The organism is Streptomyces sp. WAC03905 (assembly GCF_057371075.1).
In genome coordinates, this window is sequence record NZ_JBXYDZ010000003.1 from 5477427 (window position 1) to 5495185 (window position 17759).

Here is a 17759-nt window from a genome sequence, read left to right on the forward strand (position 1 = left end):
GGCCCGGCCCCGCGGTCGTACCCGTACCCGAAGGGGCGGTCACGCGCTGAGGGGGAACTCCTCGCCCAGCTCGCGGAAGACCGCGCCGTTGAAGTCGAAGGCGCGCTTGCACTCGTCGATGATGCGCTGCTTCTCCAGGTCGTCCGCGGCGATCGCGTCCAGCAGGTCGCGGTAGGTCCGCTTGAAGGCCGCCGGGTTGGAGATGTCCGCGAAGACGTAGAAGCGGACGCCGTCGCCCTTGCGCTCGAATCCCCACGTCCGCTCCGCCTTGTCGCGGATGATCTGGCCGCCGGAGAGGTCGCCCAGGTAGCGGGTGTAGTGGTGGGCGACGTACCCGCCCGGCCAGTCGGCGGCGCACTGGGCCACCCGGGCGGCGTAGGCCGCGGTCGCGGGCAGCGCCACCACGTCCTCGCGCCACTGCGGACCCCGCAGGTGGGCGAGGTCCCGCTCTATCTCCGCGACGCGCATCAGCTCGGGCCGGATGAACGGGCCCGCCACCGGGTCGTCCTTGAGGGATTCGGCCGCCTCCTCCAGGGCGCGGTACACGAACCACAGTTGCTCGGTGTACCGCGTGTACGCGTCCACCCCGAGTCGTCCGCCCAGCAGGTCGCTCATGAAGGTCGACGTCTCGGCCTCGGTGTGCTGTTCGTGCGACGCGACGCGGATGACCGTAGAGAAGGCGTCCAAGGCGGACCTCCAGGAAGGGGAAACAGGCGTGGCGGCACTGCCGCCACGCCCGATATTCCTACTTAGGTTTGCCTAAGTCAATGAGTTCCCGACGCCTTGTCGGTAAAAAAATCCGGTCGGGGACCGGCTAGGGAAGGGTCAGGATGTCCGCCCCGGAGTCCGTCACCACCAGGGTGTGCTCGAACTGCGCGGTGCGCTTGCGGTCCTTGGTGACGACCGTCCAGCCGTCCTCCCACATGTCGTAGTCGTGGGTGCCCAGGGTCAGCATCGGCTCGATGGTGAAGGTCATCCCCGGCTCCATCACCGTGGTCGCGTGCGGGCTGTCGTAGTGCGGGATGATCAGGCCGGAGTGGAAGGACGAGTTGATGCCGTGGCCGGTGAAGTCCCGGACCACGCCGTAGCCGAAGCGCTTCGCGTACGACTCGATGACCCGGCCGATGACGTTGATCTGGCGGCCCGGCTTCACGGCCTTGATCGCCCGGTTCAGCGCCTCGCGGGTGCGCTCCACCAGCAGCCGCGACTCCTCGTCCACGTCACCGCACAGGTAGGTGGCGTTGTTGTCGCCGTGCACGCCGCCGATGTAGGCCGTCACGTCGAGGTTCACGATGTCGCCGTCGCGCAGGACGGTGGAATCGGGGATGCCGTGGCAGATGACCTCGTTGACCGAGGAGCAGAGCGACTTCGGGTAGCCCCGGTAGCCGAGCGTCGAGGGGTAGGCGCCGTGGTCGCACATGTACGTGTGGGCGACCTCGTCGAGCTCGTCGGTGGTCACCCCCGGCGCGATCAGCTTGGCGGCCTCTTCCATCGCCTGGGCGGCGATCCGGCCGGCGATGCGCATGGCCTCGATGGTCTCGGCCGACTGCACCTCCGGTCCGGTGTACGGAGTGGGCGCGGGCTTGCCGACGTACTCGGGCCGGCGGATGTTTCCGGGAACGGAACGGGCGGGAGAGAGCTCGCCTGGTACGAGCAGCGACTGACCGGACATGCAAGCGAGTGTATCCAGCGGTGATGGGGCAGCATGGCGGGATAGAGCGGCACACAGCGGCTTGCGGAGGCATCGAGAGGAGCCTGGACGACGATGGCACTGTTCAAGAAGCGCCAGGTGGGCAAACCGGGCGAGTGGTACTACTGCCTGGTCCACCAGAAGGTCGAGGAAGGCCCCGAGTGCCCGGCCAAGGACCGGTTCGGCCCCTACGGATCGCCCGAGGAGGCCGCCCACGCCATGGAGACGGCGAAGGAACGCAATCTCGAGTGGCAGAACGACCCCAACTGGAACGACAAGACCCGCGAGGACGAAGAGGGCACGGGCACGGCCGGCTGACGGGCACCCGGGGGGCGGGCACGGCCTGCTGACGGGCACCGGGGGGCGGGCACCCGGGGGGCGGGCGCGTAGCCGTCGGCGGATCCGGTCGCCCCCCGGGTGGCTACCAGCGGCTGGGCGGCGGCGTGGTCAGCCGGTCGGCGAGTCCCGCCAGCCGGTCCCGCAGCCGGCGCGACCCGCGCGGTGCCGGCGGGCCGTTCTCCCCGGCCGCCGCGCTGACCAGGTGCTGCACAGTGTCCAGGTCCAGCTCGGCCCCCTCCTCCGGCACCGACAGCGCGTCGTGCGCGAGCGCACCGAGATCCCGGTCCCCGCCGTCCAGGGACAGTACGGTCGCCCCCGCACGGCGCGCGTCGTGCACGCGCTCCAGCAGCCCCTCGCCGGGCTCCCTGGGCGCCACCACCAGCACCGTGTGCCCGCGCCCGGCCGCCGCCAGCCGGCCCAGCCCCACCGACAGATGCGGGGGCTCGCCGGGGCGCACCCGGTGGCGTACGAGCGTCGGCGCCAGCTCCGGGCTCCCCGACCAGGCGGCCTCGTCCACGAGGTGCGCCGCCAGGTGCCAGGGCTCGTAGCCCTCGGTCCCCACCAGCAGCAGGTTCCCGCCGGTCGGAACGACGGACCGGCGCAGCGAGCCGGCGAAGCGGCGCGCGTCGCCCGGCCACTGCGTACCGGCGAGCACCTCGCGCAGCAGGGCGACCCTGACGGCATCCATGGCGGCATCCTGCCGCATCACGCCGACACGGGGGGCGCTTACCGGCACTTCGACCTGGGACTACCCGGCAGTACCCTCGCCCCCATGACTTCCTCAGACAGCACGCAGAAGCCGCCGGCCAAGGATCCCTGGGACCTGCCCGACGTGTCCGGCCTCGTCGTCGGCGTCCTCGGCGGCACCGGCGACCAGGGCCGGGGCCTCGCCTACCGGCTCGCCCGCGCCGGCCAGAAGGTGATCATCGGCTCCCGCGCCGCCGACCGCGCCCGCGCCGCCGCCGACGAACTGGGCCTCGGAGTGGAGGGCGCGGACAACGCCGAGTGCGCGCGCCGCAGCGACATCGTCATCATCGCGGTGCCGTGGGAGGGCCACGCCAAGACCCTCGAAGCCCTCCGCGAGGACCTCGCGGGCAAGCTGGTGGTCGACTGCGTGAACCCCCTCGGCTTCGACAAGCAGGGCGCCTACGCCCTCCAGGTCGAAGAGGGCAGCGCCGCCCAGCAGGCCGCCGCCCTGCTCCCGGACTCCCGCGTCACCGCCGCCTTCCACCACCTCTCGGCGGTCCTCCTCCAGGACGAGTCGATCGACGAGATCGACACCGACGTGATGGTCCTCGGCGAGTCCCGCGCCGACACCGACATCGTCCAGGCCCTGGCCGCCCGCATCCCGGGCATGCGCGGCGTCTTCGCGGGCCGCCTGCGCAACGCCCACCAGGTCGAGGCCCTCGTCGCCAACCTGATCTCCACGAACCGCCGCTACAAGGCCCACGCGGGCCTCCGCACGACGGACGTCTGACCCCGCCCGCCCGTCCGACCCCGCACCCGGCGGTCCGGTCCCGGACAGGACCGCCGGACGCGTGTGCCGCTCAGCCCTCGGCCGTCCAGCCCTCGGCCGCTCAGCCGCGCCGCCCGCCGCGCGCCTCGACGGCACCCAGGTGGGCCAGCACCCCGTGGTAGAAGCGGTCGACGGCGTCGTCGACGCTGCGGATGAACCCCGACTCCGTGTTGCCCCGGCTGTTGCCCATCCCCTTGATGAGCGTCAGCCGGAAACCGGTGATGGGCGCGCCGTCGGCGGGCAGCAGATTTCCCGGCTCGGGCCGTAGGCGCTCCAGGGTGCCGCGCGGCCCGTTCTCGCCCTCCACCAGGCTCTGCACGTGCAGGTCGGCCGGCGCCTCGGCGAGCATCCGGATCAGCCGCTTCGCCGCGACCAGCGGATACGCCCCTTCGGAGGCGGGGACGTCGACGCAGGTGCGCACCTTCATCGTGCGCAGGTCGGCGATCACCCCGATGACGGAACTCGTACCGTCGATGCGCAGTTCGGCGGCGAGCCTGCCCTCGGTGCACAGCCTCTCCGCGGCGGCCGTGCGCCGGGCCCGGGGGTCGCTTCCGCGCCGGGCCCGCTGCACGGGCAGTGCCTTCTGCCCCAGCTCGCCGCCCAGGCGCAGGCAGACCTGCCGGATGAGGCGTTCCCAGCTCTCCACCACGTCGACGGCGCGGGCGTCGCCGATGCCGATCGTCTCGTCGTCGATGCCGTTGCGGACCGGCACCCAGGCGGGACCCATGTTCTGGAAGCCGTGGCACCCGGAGTGCTCGTGCTGCAGGTACTCCAACAGCTCCTGCAGGAGCCAGGCGTGGGCGGCGTTGCCGACGCCCTCGTGGCGGATCAGCATCTGCGCCTGGTGGGCGACCTCCGCCCACGACAGGTGCCACAGGCTGACCTTGTGCTTCCGCCTCCCGTCGATCTTCACCTCGACCGTGGGCGCCCCTTCGAGCGCCACGTCGTTCGACAGGGTGATCACGGCCTCGTAGCCGCGGCGCGCGGCGATGTCCACGTACTGCTGGACCTGTTCGGCCTTGAGTGCATTGCCGTTCGTCTTCGTCTCCACCAGCGCCGTCCACAGCTTTCCGGCGCGCTCCACCCGGATGACGCCGTCGGGGCGCTTCGGGGCGTCGCCGTGAGGCAGCGGCACTTCGGTGAAGGTCTGCATGCGGCCCGCCGGGGCCCCGAACGCCGCGGTGAGGCGGCGCCCGAACTCCGGCACCTGGGCCATGACGGACAGCAGCACGGAGGTGGCCCTGACCTCGCGCTCCTTGTCGCTCTTGAGGGACGGGACGGGGAAGAGCCGGGCGGTCCGCCAGGAGTCGTTCTCGGCGAGGGAGGTGCGGGCCACCTTGGGGAGGGTGACCTTCTTCCTCGTCGTGCGCGGGCCGCGGCCGCGCGTCTGGGCCGGTACGCCCGCCCCACCGGGCGGGGCGGGCACGGCGGCCGTCCGCTCGGCGGGCGCGGCCGCGGGGACGGCGGTGACGGGGGCGCTGTCATCGGGGGCCGCCGGCGTCCCGGCGGCGGTACCGGACGACGTTTGCCGTTCCTGTGGTGCGGAGGGCTCCGCGGCCTCCTCCTCGCCGGTGTCGACGTCGATGCCGAAGTCCGTGGCGAGCCCGGCCAGCCCGGTCTCGTACCCCTGGCCCACGGCGCGGAACTTCCACTCCTCGCCCCGCCGGTAGAGCTCGCCGAAGATGAAGGCCGTCTCCGCCCCCGCACCCTCCACGGAGAATCCCACGAGCGCGTCACCCGAGCGGTCCGTGACCGTCATCCGCAGGTCGTCGAGGTCACCGAACCGGGCGCCGCCGTACTGGCTGGCCGCCACCACGATCCGTACGACGTCCTCGGGAACGGCGCTCAGGTCCACGCTGATGCGGTCCTCGTCGCCGTGGTCGGTCGGGGTCTTCCCGAGGAGCTGCACACTGCCGTCGGCGGCGGCGGGGTTGTTGTAGAAGTAGAAGTCGTTCTCGCTGCGGACCTTGCCGTTCGCGTTCAGGAGCAGCACGGAGACATCGGCGTCACCGGCTCCGGATGCGCTGGTCCAGCCCAGGCTCACCACCACCGACCCCGCGTCCTCGCTGAGGGCGGTCAGGCTGACGTTGGCGCCCTTCGAGATCTCCTGCATGGCGTCCCCCCACTCGGCCGGCGGCATCCGTCGCGGGCGGAGCGGGCCGGGCCGTTCGTTCTGTCGCGCACCCGACACGGTGCGTCACCGGCGAACGCTAACGCCGCGCGGGGGAGGAGGTCAGGCAAAGCGGAAAATGCGTCGGCGGCGGCAGCGCGCCTCCTTTACGGCAGCACTGCGGGGCATGGGGGACACTGGAGGGGCTCTACCGCCTTCCGTGTCCCCGAGGAGCTCTTCCCATGCCCCGCCTTGCCGTCTTCGCCGTAGTCGTCTGCGCCCTCGCCGTGGCCGCGGCCGTCGTCGCCTTCGTGGAGGGCAGTTTCCTCGGGATCGTGTGGGTGCTCCTGGCGGGCCTCACGTCCAACATGGCCTGGTACTACCTGCGCAAGGCCAAGGCCGAGAAGGCCGCCACCGCCCGCAACGCCTGAGGCGCGGCCGCGGCCACCGCCGCCGCTGCTCAGTGGAGCCAGAAGAAGACGGTGTCCTCGGTGCGGCCCGCCCGCTTCGTCCGCTCCCATTCCGCGGCCTCCACCCGCATGGGCTCCAGGAACAGCTCGGCGGTCTCGCGCACCTCGAGGTCGAGCCGGCCCAGGACGGCCTCGTACGCCCGGACCAGTTCCGCCGCCCGGGAAGCCGGGAACGTGCCCATCGCCGGGAGGACGTCACCCGGGTGCGGGAGGCGGATCGGCGGGCCGGCAAACACGAGCGCGGCCGGCGCCAGGTCGGCCGGGACGCCGTGGCGGGTCATCTCGTCGTCGACGGTGTGGAACCAGGACGGCCGCCGCCAGTACCCGAGGTCGTAGGTGTCGGAGAAGTTCACCGCCACCAGCGCCTGGAACGCGTAGCGGTAGCCGGGTCCGCTGTCCGCGCCGGGGCCGTCGGCCAGCAGTTCCTCCAGCGCCCGGGTGACCGGCACGCCCAGCGTGATGCCCTGGTCCGCCAGGCGCGCGTCGAGCAGCGCGCACCGCTCCCGCGCGACGTCGAGCACCCGGTGCTGCTCGGGTGTCCGCTCCAGCGTCGTCAGCAGCCGGATCACGACCCGCATGTCGCCGGTGCTCATCTCCAGGTTTCCCATGGACTCGTTCCCTCCGTTTGTCGACGTCCATGATCGCCGACCGCGGGCAGAGAGGTGTCCGCTAGTTCTGCGGGACCTCGCAGACGCCGGCGCCCTCCTGCCAGAAGCGGTAGAGGTCGCGGCCGCAGTACGTCTCCAGGTCCGACACGCCCAGCGCCGACAGCACGCCGTCCACCGCGTCGAAGAAGACGGCGTTGACCCCCGGGATCCACAGCAGCGCGAAGACCGCGATCAGGCCGAACGGTGCCAGCGGCTCCACCTCGCGCCGCACCCGGTACGACAGCCAGGGCTCGATCACCCCGTAGCCGTCGAGGCCCGGCACCGGCAGGAAGTTCAGGATCGCCGCCGTCACCTGCAGCATCGCGAGGAAGCCCAGGGCGTAGCGGAAGGCGAGCGGCACCCCGTCCAGCGCGTCCAGCCAGAACGGCGCCGTGCAGACGATCGCGAACGCCACGTTCGTCAGCGGTCCCGCCGCCGAGATCGCGCTGTGCTTCCAGCGGCCGCGGATCCGGTCGCGCTCGATGAAGACCGCGCCGCCGGGCAGGCCGATGCCGCCGAGGATCACGAAGACCACGGGCAGGACGATGCTGAGGAGCGCGTGCGTGTACTTGAGCGGGTTCAGCGTCAGGTAGCCCTTGGCGCCGACCGTGAGGTCGCCGCCGTGCAGGGCGGTCCGGGCGTGCGCGTACTCGTGCAGGCAGAGCGAGACGATCCACGCCGACGTCACGAAGAGGAACACCGCGAGCCCGGTGCTCGTCGAGTACCCCGTCCACACCGCCCAGCCGGTGACGGCCATGACGGCGAGGATGCCGAGGAATACCGAACTGATCCGCCGCTCGTGGCGGGCACCCTGATGACCCATGCGGGGAAACCTATCCCGGGCCGCGTACGGAAAACGGTTCGGGGCCGGGCCGGGGTACGGGGACAATGGGCCGGTGCGTTACGCGATTCTCGGCTCCGCCCAGGCCCACCGCGACGACGGGACCCCCGTGGCCGTCGGAGGGGCGCGCCTGCGCGCGCTGCTGACGGCGCTCGCGCTGCGCCCGGGGCGGATGGTGCCGGTCCGGCTGCTGGTCGACGAGGTGTGGGACGCCGATCCGCCGGCCGACGCGGTCGCCGCCCTGCAGGCCCTGGTGGGCCGGCTGCGCCGGGCGCTCGGGCACGCGGCCGTGCTGTCCGCCGAGGGCGGCTACCAGCTGGCCGCCGAGCGGGAGGACGTCGACCTGTACCGCTTCGAGCGGCTGGCCCGAGCCGGCGCCGAGGCGGCGGACCCCGCCGAGGCCGCCGCCCTGTACGAGGAGGCGCGCGCCCTGTGGCGCGGACCCGCCCTCGCGGACCTGCCCGACCCGGCCGCGGAGGCCGCGCGCTGGGAGGCCGTACGGATGGAGGCGCGCCGGGGCCGGATCACGGCGGCCCTCGCCCTGGGCCGGGCCGAGCAGTGCCTGCCGGAACTGACCGCGCTGTGCGCGCGGCAGCCGCTGGACGAGCCGTTCCAGGCGCTCCGGATCCGGGCCCTGCGCGACGCGGGCCGCCCGGCGGAGGCCCTGGCCGCCTACGACGACGTCCGCCGGGACCTGGCCGACCGGCTCGGCACGGACCCCGGCCCGGCCCTCCGCACCCTCCACGCCGAACTCCTGACCCCCACCCCGCCCCCCGACTACGCCCCGGCCCCGGCCCCAACCCACGCCCCGGGCGACGCCCCGGCCTACGGCCACACACCGGCTGCGAGCCACGCCCCGACCCCGGGCCACGCCCCCGGCCACGCCCCGGCCCCGAGCAACGCGACGGCTTCGGGCCATACCCCGACCCCCGGCTACGCCCCGGCTCCCGGCCACGCAGGGGCGGCGGGCCATACCCCGGCCTCCGGCTACGCGCCGGTACGGGGCGATGCGCCCGCTCCGGGCCACGGCCCGGCCTACGGCTACGCGCAGGCGCCGAGCGATGGGTCGGCTACGGGCGACGCATCGGCTGCGGGCCACGCTCCCGCCTCGGGCCACGCCCCGGCCCCCGGCCACGCGCCAGCTGCGGGACACGCCCCCGCCCCGGGCGACGCATCGGCTGCGGGCTACGCCGAGCCCCCGGTCCCCGCCCCCGCGCCGGGGCGCGCCCCCGCTTCGGGTCATACCCCGGCCTCCGGCTACGCCCCGGTCCCGGGCGACGCGCCCGCCCCGGCGCCCGGCCATGACCCGGGCCCCGGCCGTGACACCGCTTCCGGGGGTGCTCCGGGGCGGGGCGGGGGTACCGTTCCCGCACCGCCCGGTCAGGGCAACGGCAATCTGCGGGCGCGCCTGACCACCTTCGTCGGCCGCGAGGACGACATCCGCGTCATCGGGGAGGACCTCGCGCGGGCCCGGCTCGTCACGCTCCTCGGGCCCGGCGGTGCCGGCAAGACCCGGCTCTCGCAGGAGGCCGCCGAGGCGCACGAGGCGCGCGGCGACTGGCCCGACGGCGTGTGGCTCGTCGAACTGGCCCCCGTCGACGACCCGGAGGACGTCGCCGAGGCCACCCTCGCCGCGGTCGGCGCACGGGAGACCAAGTTGCGCGGCGCCGCCGCCGAGGAACTGCGGGCGCTGACCGACCGCCACGGCGACGACCCCACCAGCCGCCTCGTCGAGCACTGCGCCCACCGCAGCCTGCTGCTCGTGCTCGACAACTGCGAGCACGTCGTCGAGGCCGCCGCCGAGCTCAGCGAACGCCTCCTCACCCACTGCCCCGGCGTCCAGATCCTCGCCACCAGCCGCGAACCCCTCGGCGTGCCCGGGGAGTCCCTGCGCCCCGTCGAACCGCTGCCCGACGCGATCGCCCTGCGGCTGCTCGGCGACCGCGGGGCCGCGGCCCGGGCCGGGTTCTCCGTGGACGAGGACCCGGCCGCCGCCGCGGAGATCTGCCGCCGCCTGGACGGCCTGCCGCTGGCCATCGAGCTGGCCGCGGCCCGGCTGCGGCTGCTCACCCCGCGGCAGATCGCCGACCGGCTCGACGACCGGTTCCGGCTGCTGACCAGCGGCGCCCGTACGGTCCTGCCCCGCCAGCAGACGCTGCGGGCCGTCGTCGACTGGTCCTGGGACCTCCTCGACGAGGCCGAACGGACCGTCCTGCGCCGCCTGTCCGTCTTCGCGGGCGGCTGCGACCTCGCCGCCGCCGAAGCCGTCTGCTCCGACACCGACACCAGCACCAGCACCAGCACCAGCACCGGCACCAGCACCGGCACCGGCACCCGCACCCGCACCAGCGCTGACTTCGACGTCGCCGACACCCTCGGCTCCCTCGTCGACAAGTCCCTCGTCGTCGCCACCCCCGCCCCCGGCGGCTCCGGCATGCGCTACCGGCTCCTGGAGACCGTCGGCGAGTACGCCGCCGAGCGCCTCGCCGAAGCCGGCGGCGACCGCGAGGAGACCGCCCGTCGCCACCTCGTGCACTACCGAGAACTCGCCCGGACCAGCGACCCCCTGCTCCGCGGACGCCGCCAGCGCGAGGCGGCGGACCGGCTCGCCACCGAGTACGAGAACCTCCGTACCGCCCTGCGCCGGGCCGTCACCACCCGCGACGCGGACGAGGCGCTGTGCCTGGTCCACTCCCTGGGCTGGTACTGGCACCTCCACGACCAGCGGACCGAGTCCCGGCACTGGACGGAGGCGGTCGCAGCCCTCGGCACCAACCCCTTCGTGGCGCCGGTCGTCCCCGCCGAGCCGGTGTACGGGCAGCTCGTGGACACGCCGCCGCCCTACCGCGGCGAGGTGCTCGACGAAGCGTGGCGCGCCCTGCACCTGGTACGGCTGGCGTCCCGGGACCAGACCAACAAGGACTGGGACGACCCCGAGATCCGGGCCCTGGTGGACGGGGTGATCGCCACCTACCGCCCCGGGCTCCCGCAGACCTGCCGCACACCGGCCTCCCTGTGGATCTACGCCGTCATGATCGCGGGCGATCCCGGGCTGCTGAAACTGGTCGTCGACGCGACCGTTGACACCGCCCGCACCCTCGGCCTCCGCTGGGAGCTGGCCTCCGCGCTCCAGCTGCGCGCCAACATCCTCGCCAACCGCGCCGACTGGGCGGGCGACGCCTCCCGCGACGCCGACGAGAGCCTGGAGCTGTTCCGGGAGCTGGGCGACGACTGGGGCTGTGCGGAGGCACTGTCCGCCCGTGCCGAGTCCCGGGAACGGCGCGGCGAGCACGCCCTGGCCGCCCGCGACTACCGCGAGGCGATCGCGTACGCCGAACGCCTCGGCGCCAAGGCGCAGGTGACGGTGTTGCGCGTCCGGATGGCCGGCGCGCTCACCGAGAACGGGGAGATGGCCGAGGCCGAGCGGATCCTCACCGAGATCACCGCGACGGTGCAGCGCTTCGGCAACGAGGCGATGCCCGCGGCCCGGATGTTCCTCGCCGGCATCCTCGGCCGTACCGGCCGGATCGCCGAGGCCCGCGCCCAGATCCAGGTACTGCGCGAGGAGTTCGCCTACGGCGCCTACGCCATCTTCGACGTGTTCCTGCTCGCCACGTCGGCCTGGCTCGACAACCAGGACGGCCGTCACGAGGACGCCCTGCAGGGGATCCGCGACGCCGCGGCCGCCTTCCGGCACCCGCTGGCGCTGATGGTCGCCCCGCACCTGCCCGCCACCTTCCTGCTGACGGCGGCCGTCTCCCTGGTGTCGCCCGGCGGTCCGCAGCGGGAGTACGACGGCGCCCGGCTGCTCGGTGCCTACCGCGCCCTGCTGCCGCCCTCCCACGTCCCCGTGACGACGGAACGCGAGGACTTCGCCCTCGCCGAGAAGCTGGCGCGGTCTGCGCTCGGCGACACCGCCTACGAGGCGGCGTACGCCGAGGGCGGCGGCCTCACCCTGGAGGAGGCCACCGCCCTCGTCTGACCCGGCCCCCGGCCGGTGCCCGTCCGGGACGCGATCCGGAGTGGACCGGTCCGCGGGTCAGGTCTTCTGGCGGAACTTGCGCACCGCGAGCGGCATGGTGACCGCCGTGATCGCCAGCGACCAGGCGAGCGTCATCCACACCGAGTCGCCCACGGGCGTCCCGTTGATCAGGGCGCGGGCCGCGTCGGCGAGGTTCGACAGCGGGTTGTAGTCGGTGAAGGACTGCAGCCAGCCCGGCATCGTCGACGGCGGGGCGAAGATCGAACTGCCGAACTGCAGCGGCATCAGGACCAGCATGGCCATGCCCTGGACGGCCTGCGCGCTCTGCATGGTGAGACCCAGCAGGATGAAGATCCACATCAGGGCGCTGCCGAACACGGCGGACAGCCCGATGGCGAGGAACAGGTCCAGCACCGAGGACTTGATCGACAGGCCGAGGATGAAGCCCACGGCGAGCAGGATGGCGATGGCCACCATCATCCGCCCGAGCTCGACGACGATCTTGGCCAGGAGTACGGACGACCGGGCGATCGGCATGGACCGGAAGCGGTCCATGACGCCCTTCTTGAAGTCGTCGTTCACGCCGGTGCCGACCGCCATCGCGATGTTCATGCCCATCATGGCCATGAGGCCCGGGACGACGTAGTTGACGTAGTCCGCCTGGTTGCCCTTGCCGGAGATCGCGCCGCCGAAGACGAACACGAACAGCAGCGTGAAGATGATCGGCATGAACAGGACGTCGAACATCGACTCCGGGTCCTGCTTGATCTGCAGGGCGTTGCGGCGCACCAGGGCGCCGATGTGCCGCAGGTTGCCCCGCAGGCCGATCCGTCCCTCCCCGTGCGGGGCGGCCACCGAGGGCTTGCCGGGCGCGGCCGGGGCGGGCTTCGTCGTGGTTACGGTGCTCATGCCGCGACCTCCTCGGTCTTCTCGGTGGGGACGGAGTCCTCGACGAGGGCGGGCTTCTGGCCGGTGATGGCCAGGAACACCTCGTCGAGGCTGGGCAGGTAGGTGCCGAGGTCGGCGATCGCGTACCCGCGGGCGGCCAGCAGGCCGACCACGGCGGTCAGCTGCTCGTCGCTGAGGATCGGTACGAGGAGCACGCCCTCGTCCGGCACGGCCTGGGAGCCGGCCACGCCGTCCAGCCCGGCCTCGGCCAGCGAACGGGCCATCCCCGGCAGGTCCGCGGAGGACACCGGGCGGATCTTCAGGGTGCGGCCGCCGACGCGGGCCTTCAGCTCGTCGACCTTGCCGTTGGCGATGACCTTGCCGCGGTCGATGACCGTCAGCTCGCTCGCGAGCTGCTCGGCCTCCTCCATGTACTGGGTGGTGAGCAGCACGGTGGCGCCCTCGGCGACCAGGCGCTGGACCTCGTCCCACACCTCGTTGCGGGTGCGCGGGTCGAGACCGGTGGTCGGCTCGTCCAGGTAGATCACGGCCGGGCGGCCGATCAGCGAGGCGGCCAGGTCGAGCCGGCGGCGCATGCCGCCGGAGTAGTTCATGGCGGCCTTCTTCGCCGCCTCGGTCAGGGAGAACCGCTCCAGCATCTCGTCCGCGCGCAGCCGGGCGTCCTTGCGGGAGAGGTCGAGCAGCCGCCCGATCATGTAGAGGTTCTCCCAGCCGGAGAGCTTCTCGTCGACCGAGGCGTACTGGCCGGTGAGGCCGATGGTGCGGCGCAGCTGCCGCGGCTGGCGGACCACGTCGTAGCCCGCGACGGTCGCGGTGCCGGCGTCGGGGAGGACCAGGGTGGAGAGGCAGCGGACCAGCGTCGTCTTGCCGGCGCCGTTGGGGCCGAGGACCCCGAGGACCGTGCCCTCCCGGACGTCCAGGTCGACGCCGTCGAGGGCCTTGGTCTCGCCGTAGTGCTTGACCAGCCCCCGTACCTCCACGGCGTTGGGCGTGTTGTCGTTTCGCGTCATGCCCCTATGGGAGCAGCCGCCACTGACAAAGCACCGACAGCCGACCGACAAACGTACGACAGACGTACGACAGCCCGCCGACGCAACGGTCGGCGGGCTGTCGGAGCGGTGCAGGTCGCGCGGGCCGTGCGCGCCATGCAGGTCGCGCGGGCCGTTCGCCCGGACGGCCGGGGCGGATCAGTGGAAGGCGTGCTGCTCCTGCGGGAACGTCCCGCCGACGACGTCCTCGGCGAACGCCTTCGCCGCGTCGGTCATCGTCTCGCGCAGCTTCGCGTACTGCTTGACGAACTTCGGCATCTTCCCGCCGGTCAGGCCCATCATGTCGGTCCACACCAGGACCTGCGCGTCGCACTCCGCGCCCGCGCCGATGCCGACCGTCGGGATGTGCAGGGACCGGGTGACCTCGGCGGCCAGCTCGGCCGGGACGAGCTCCAGCACCACCGCGAAGGCGCCCGCGTCCTGCGCGGCCTTCGCGTCGCGCAGCAGCTGGTGCGCGGCCTCGTCGCCGCGGCCCTGCACCCGGTAGCCCATGGCGTTGACCGACTGCGGGGTCAGGCCCAGGTGGGACATGACGGGGATGCCCGACTGCACGATCAGCTCGGTCTGGGCCAGCGAACGCTCACCGCCCTCCAGCTTCACGGCGCCCACGCCGGCCTCCTTGACCAGGCGGGTCGCGCTGCGCAGCGCCTGCACGGGGCCTTCCTGGTACGAGCCGAACGGCATGTCGCCGATGACCAGCGCACGGCTGGTGCCGCGCACGACGGCCGCCGACAGCATGGTCATGTGGTCCATCGTCACCGGGACGGTGGAGTCGAAACCGAGGTGGCAATTGCCCATCGAGTCGCCGACGAGGATGACCGGGATGCCGGACTCGTCGAAGACGGACGCGGTCATCGCGTCGTAGGCGGTGAGCATGGGCCACTTCTCGCCGCGTTCCTTGGCGAGGGTCAGGTCGCGGACGGTGATGCGCCGGGTGCCCGTGCCTCCGTACAGGGTGGGGGAGGCGGCGGCTGCGGGTTCGCGGGCAGGCGAAACGGCGTGCGTCATTGCAACTGCTCCTTGTGTCATCTCGAGGCACCCTCACGGTGTCCCCGGACTCACCCACCATGGTGGCATCCCCGGGGGCCCGGGCGGAAGTGGTCGTGAGGGCCGCCACGCCGGGGGCGCCAATGTGCGCGTTTCGTGACAAGCGGAACCCCCTGCGTTCAGCCGTTCGTCCTTCCGGACGTGCGACCGTGACGGACGGTCGTGACGTACGGCACGGAAGGCTCCGCTTCATCGCCTAGGGTCAAGGGGCGGGGACGGAGCGCGAGCACGGCAGTGAGGGCAGTGGCATGGCACAGGCGTACAGGACGGAACCGGGGAACGGCGGCTCGGAGCCCGAGCCCTCCGGGTTCCGCTTCCGGCGCCGGTTCGCCGAACTGCGCCGGGACCCCGGGATCTGGCGGCGCGGCCTGGTCCTGGCCGCGGTCGCGGTCCTGCTGTCACTGGTGATGATCTTCCACGCCGAGCTGCCCAACGACGTCGGCAACCTCGGCAGCCTCACCGAGACCTTCCTGCCCTGGCTGGGCCTGGCCGTCCCGGTCCTGCTGGTCTGGGCCGTCATCCGCCGGTCGGCGACGGCGCTGATCGCGGTCCTGCTGCCCTCGGTCGTCTGGCTGAACCTCTTCGGCGGACTCGTCTTCGACAAGTCCGGCACCGGCGGCGACCTGGTCGTCGCCACCCACAACGTCGACGCCGACAACCCCGACCCGCGCGGCACCGCCGCCTCCGTCGCCCGCTCCGGGGCCGACGTCCTGGCCCTGACCGAGCTCAAGGGCAGTGTCGTCCCCGTCTACGAGAAGGCCCTGGCGAGCACGTACAAGTACCACTCGGTCGAGGGCACCGTCGGACTGTGGAGCAAGTACCCGCTGAGCGGCAGCGCCCCCGTCGACATCAGGATGGGCTGGACGCGGGCCATGCGGGCCACCGTCGCCACCCCGCAGGGCGAGGTCGCGGCGTTCGTCGCCCACCTGCCCTCGGTCCGGGTCAAGCTGAACGCCGGCTTCACCGCCAACCAGCGCGACGACAGCGCCGACGCGCTGGGCGCGGCGCTCGCCGCCGAGCCGCTGAAGAAGGTCGTCCTGCTCGGCGACCTCAACGGCACCATGAACGACCGCGCCCTGTCCGAGGTCACCTCGCAGATGCGCTCCACGCAGGGCGCCGCGGGCGACGGCTTCGGCTTCAGCTGGCCGGCGCAGTTCCCGATGGCCCGCATCGACCAGATCATGGTCCGCGGGATCCGGCCCGAGGCCTCCTGGACCCTGCCCCGTACCGGCAGCGACCACCTGCCGGTCGCCGCCCGGCTGACGGTCGACAAGTAGCGGCGCACCCGGGACCGCGGGAAGGGGCCCCACCACCTCGGGTGCCGGGGCCCCTTCGCGCGGGGTGGTGCTACGCCTGCTCGCGCCAGCCGTTCGTGATCGGCAGCCGGCGGTCCTTGCCGAAGCCCTTCGCGGAGATCTTCGTGCCCGGCGGGTACTGGCGGCGCTTGTACTCGGCCGTGTCGACCATCCGCAGGGTCCTCGCGACCAGCTCGGCGTCGAAGCCGGCGGCCACGATCTCGTCCAGCCCCTGGTCCCGGTCCACGTACAGGGCGAGGATCGCGTCGAGCACCGGGTAGTCCGGCAGCGAGTCGGTGTCCACCTGCCCGGGGCGCAGTTCGGCGCTCGGCGGCTTCACGATCGAGTTCTCCGGGATCGGCGGCGTCTCGCCGCGCTCGGCGGCCGCGCGGTTGCGGTACCGGGCGAGCCGGAAGACGTCGCTCTTGTAGACGTCCTTGATCGGGCCGTACGCGCCCACCGAGTCGCCGTAGAGGGTGGAGTAGCCGACGGCCAGCTCCGACTTGTTGCCGGGAGCCAGCACGAGGTGGCCCTCCTGGTTGGACAGCGCCATCAGCAGGGTGCCGCGCAGCCGGGACTGGAGGTTCTCCTCGGCCAGACCGGTGAGGCCCAGCGAGCCCATGTAGGCGTCGAACATCGGCTCGATCGGCACGGTACGGAAGTTCAGGCCGGTGCGCTCGGCCAGGTCGGCCGCGTCGCCCTTGGAGTGCTCCGAGGAGTACTTCGACGGCATCGAGACGCCGTACACGTTCTGCGCGCCGATCGCGTCGCAGGCGATGGCGGCGACGAGCGCGGAGTCGATCCCACCGGAGAGCCCGATCAGGACCGAGCGGAATCCGTTCTTCCGCACGTAGGCGCGCAGGCCCACGACCAGCGCGTCGTAGACCTCCTCGTCGTCGTCGAGCCGGTCGGCGTAGCCGCCGGGCACGACCGGCTCGTACGGTTCCACCGGTTCCGCGGACAGGACGACGCGGTCGATGCGCAGCCCGTCGTCCACCACGCCCTCGGGGGCGTCGGCGTGCGCCGCCGGCAGGTCGAGGTCGACCAGGACGCAGCCCTCGGAGAACTGCGGGGCGCGGGCGATGACCTCGCCGTCGGCTCCGACCACGATCGAGTCGCCGTCGAAGACCAGCTCGTCCTGGCCGCCGATCATCGCCAGGTAGGCGAGGGTGCAGCCGGCCTCCTGGGCGCGCTTGCGCACCAGTTCGAGTCGCACGTCGTCCTTGTTGCGCTCGTACGGGGATGCGTTGACGGAGATCAGCAGCCCGGCTCCGGCGGAGCGGGTGGCCGGGACGCGGCCGCCCTCCTGCCAGAGGTCCTCGCAGATGGCCAGGGCCACGTCGACGCCGCGGACCCGGATCACGGGCTGGGTGTCGCCCGGCACGAAGTACCGGAACTCGTCGAACACGCCGTAGTTGGGCAGGTGGTGCTTGGCGAAGCGCAGCACCACCCGGCCTTCGTGCAGGACGGCCGCCGCGTTCTCCGGGGAGCCGGCCGGGCGGCCGAGGCGGGGCGTGGCCCGCTCGGTCCGGTCGAGGTAGCCGACGACGACCGGCAGGTCGCCGAGGCCCTCGGCGGCCAGCCGCTCGGCGAGTGCGCGCAGTGCGCCGCGGGAGGCCTCGACGAAGGAGCCGCGCAGGGCGAGGTCCTCGACGGGGTACCCGGTCAGCATCATCTCGGGGAACGCCACCAGGTGGGCGCCCTGCTCGGCGGAGTGCCGGGTCCAGTGGACGACCGAGTCGGCGTTGGCGGCGATGTCGCCGACGTGCGAATCGATCTGATTCAGAGCGAGGCGTAGTTGAGGCACGGGGCCCAGTCTAATCGTCTTTCTGACGCGATGTCCTGGGCCCCGTGTGTTTCCAGG

15 protein-coding genes are annotated in these 17759 nt (G+C 72.9%); 5 read left to right on the forward strand and 10 right to left on the reverse strand.

The features are described 5' to 3' along the window. Positions 1-39 precede the first annotated feature (39 nt). Both AC2RP6_RS27295 and map read right to left on the reverse strand, forming a co-directional pair. The gene (locus AC2RP6_RS27295) at positions 40-687 is read right to left on the reverse strand and encodes a biliverdin-producing heme oxygenase (protein WP_486448585.1); all 648 of its coding nucleotides are present in this window, start codon (positions 685-687) and stop codon (positions 40-42) included. A 127-nt stretch (positions 688-814) separates the two neighbouring features. Then, positions 815-1672: a type I methionyl aminopeptidase gene (gene map, locus AC2RP6_RS27300; RefSeq protein WP_486448586.1), complete on the reverse strand. Its 858-nt coding sequence runs from the start codon at positions 1670-1672 to the stop codon at positions 815-817. Between the two features lie 93 nt (positions 1673-1765). Between map and AC2RP6_RS27305 the strand changes: the two genes are divergently transcribed. Next, on the forward strand, positions 1766-2008 hold the full coding sequence (locus tag AC2RP6_RS27305; RefSeq protein ID WP_486448587.1) for a hypothetical protein: 243 nt from the start codon (positions 1766-1768) through the stop codon (positions 2006-2008). Positions 2009-2111: 103 nt separating this feature from the next. Here the strand turns inward: AC2RP6_RS27305 and AC2RP6_RS27310 are convergent, their stop codons facing one another. Further along, positions 2112-2717: a hypothetical protein gene (locus AC2RP6_RS27310; protein ID WP_486448588.1), complete on the reverse strand. Its 606-nt coding sequence runs from the start codon at positions 2715-2717 to the stop codon at positions 2112-2114. An 84-nt stretch (positions 2718-2801) separates the two neighbouring features. On the opposite strand from AC2RP6_RS27310, the gene npdG reads away from it, so the two are divergent. Next, on the forward strand, positions 2802-3506 hold the full coding sequence (gene npdG, locus AC2RP6_RS27315) for an NADPH-dependent F420 reductase (RefSeq protein WP_486448589.1): 705 nt from the start codon (positions 2802-2804) through the stop codon (positions 3504-3506). Positions 3507-3606: 100 nt separating this feature from the next. Here npdG and AC2RP6_RS27320 read toward each other — a convergent pair whose 3' ends face one another. After that, positions 3607-5658, reverse strand: a complete 2052-nt coding sequence (locus tag AC2RP6_RS27320) for a TerD family protein (protein WP_486448590.1) — start codon at positions 5656-5658, stop codon at positions 3607-3609. A gap of 239 nt (positions 5659-5897) precedes the next feature. On the opposite strand from AC2RP6_RS27320, the gene AC2RP6_RS27325 reads away from it, so the two are divergent. After that, the gene (locus AC2RP6_RS27325; RefSeq protein WP_486448591.1) at positions 5898-6086 is read left to right on the forward strand and encodes a hypothetical protein; all 189 of its coding nucleotides are present in this window, start codon (positions 5898-5900) and stop codon (positions 6084-6086) included. Positions 6087-6115: 29 nt separating this feature from the next. Here AC2RP6_RS27325 and AC2RP6_RS27330 read toward each other — a convergent pair whose 3' ends face one another. After that, a complete protein-coding gene (locus AC2RP6_RS27330; protein WP_486448592.1) occupies positions 6116-6733 on the reverse strand; it encodes a DUF7691 family protein in 618 nt (205 codons plus the stop codon). A gap of 61 nt (positions 6734-6794) precedes the next feature. Further along, positions 6795-7595, reverse strand: a complete 801-nt coding sequence (locus AC2RP6_RS27335) for a site-2 protease family protein (RefSeq protein WP_486448593.1) — start codon at positions 7593-7595, stop codon at positions 6795-6797. Between the two features lie 73 nt (positions 7596-7668). Here AC2RP6_RS27335 and AC2RP6_RS27340 point away from each other — a divergent pair, with 73 nt between their 5' ends. After that, positions 7669-11595 carry an AfsR/SARP family transcriptional regulator gene (locus tag AC2RP6_RS27340; RefSeq protein WP_486448594.1) on the forward strand — a complete coding sequence of 1309 codons (3927 nt, stop codon included), beginning with the start codon at positions 7669-7671 and terminating at the stop codon, positions 11593-11595. A 57-nt stretch (positions 11596-11652) separates the two neighbouring features. Here AC2RP6_RS27340 and AC2RP6_RS27345 read toward each other — a convergent pair whose 3' ends face one another. The 3 genes from AC2RP6_RS27345 to panB all read right to left on the reverse strand — a co-directional run bounded on the left by AC2RP6_RS27345 (position 11653) and on the right by panB (position 14561). Then, a complete protein-coding gene (locus AC2RP6_RS27345; RefSeq protein ID WP_486448595.1) occupies positions 11653-12504 on the reverse strand; it encodes an ABC transporter permease in 852 nt (283 codons plus the stop codon). Further along, a complete protein-coding gene (locus tag AC2RP6_RS27350; RefSeq protein ID WP_486448596.1) occupies positions 12501-13514 on the reverse strand; it encodes an ATP-binding cassette domain-containing protein in 1014 nt (337 codons plus the stop codon). The genes AC2RP6_RS27345 and AC2RP6_RS27350 overlap by 4 nt, the downstream gene beginning before the upstream one ends. 177 nt (positions 13515-13691) lie before the next feature. Further along, on the reverse strand, positions 13692-14561 hold the full coding sequence (gene panB, locus AC2RP6_RS27355) for a 3-methyl-2-oxobutanoate hydroxymethyltransferase (protein WP_030832402.1): 870 nt from the start codon (positions 14559-14561) through the stop codon (positions 13692-13694). A gap of 287 nt (positions 14562-14848) precedes the next feature. Here panB and AC2RP6_RS27360 point away from each other — a divergent pair, with 287 nt between their 5' ends. Further along, positions 14849-15877, forward strand: a complete 1029-nt coding sequence (locus AC2RP6_RS27360; RefSeq protein ID WP_486448597.1) for an endonuclease/exonuclease/phosphatase family protein — start codon at positions 14849-14851, stop codon at positions 15875-15877. Positions 15878-15947: 70 nt separating this feature from the next. On the opposite strand, the gene AC2RP6_RS27365 is transcribed toward AC2RP6_RS27360, so the two are convergent. Continuing rightward, the gene (locus AC2RP6_RS27365; protein WP_486448598.1) at positions 15948-17702 is read right to left on the reverse strand and encodes an NAD+ synthase; all 1755 of its coding nucleotides are present in this window, start codon (positions 17700-17702) and stop codon (positions 15948-15950) included. Between the last annotated feature and the right edge of the window lie 57 nt (positions 17703-17759).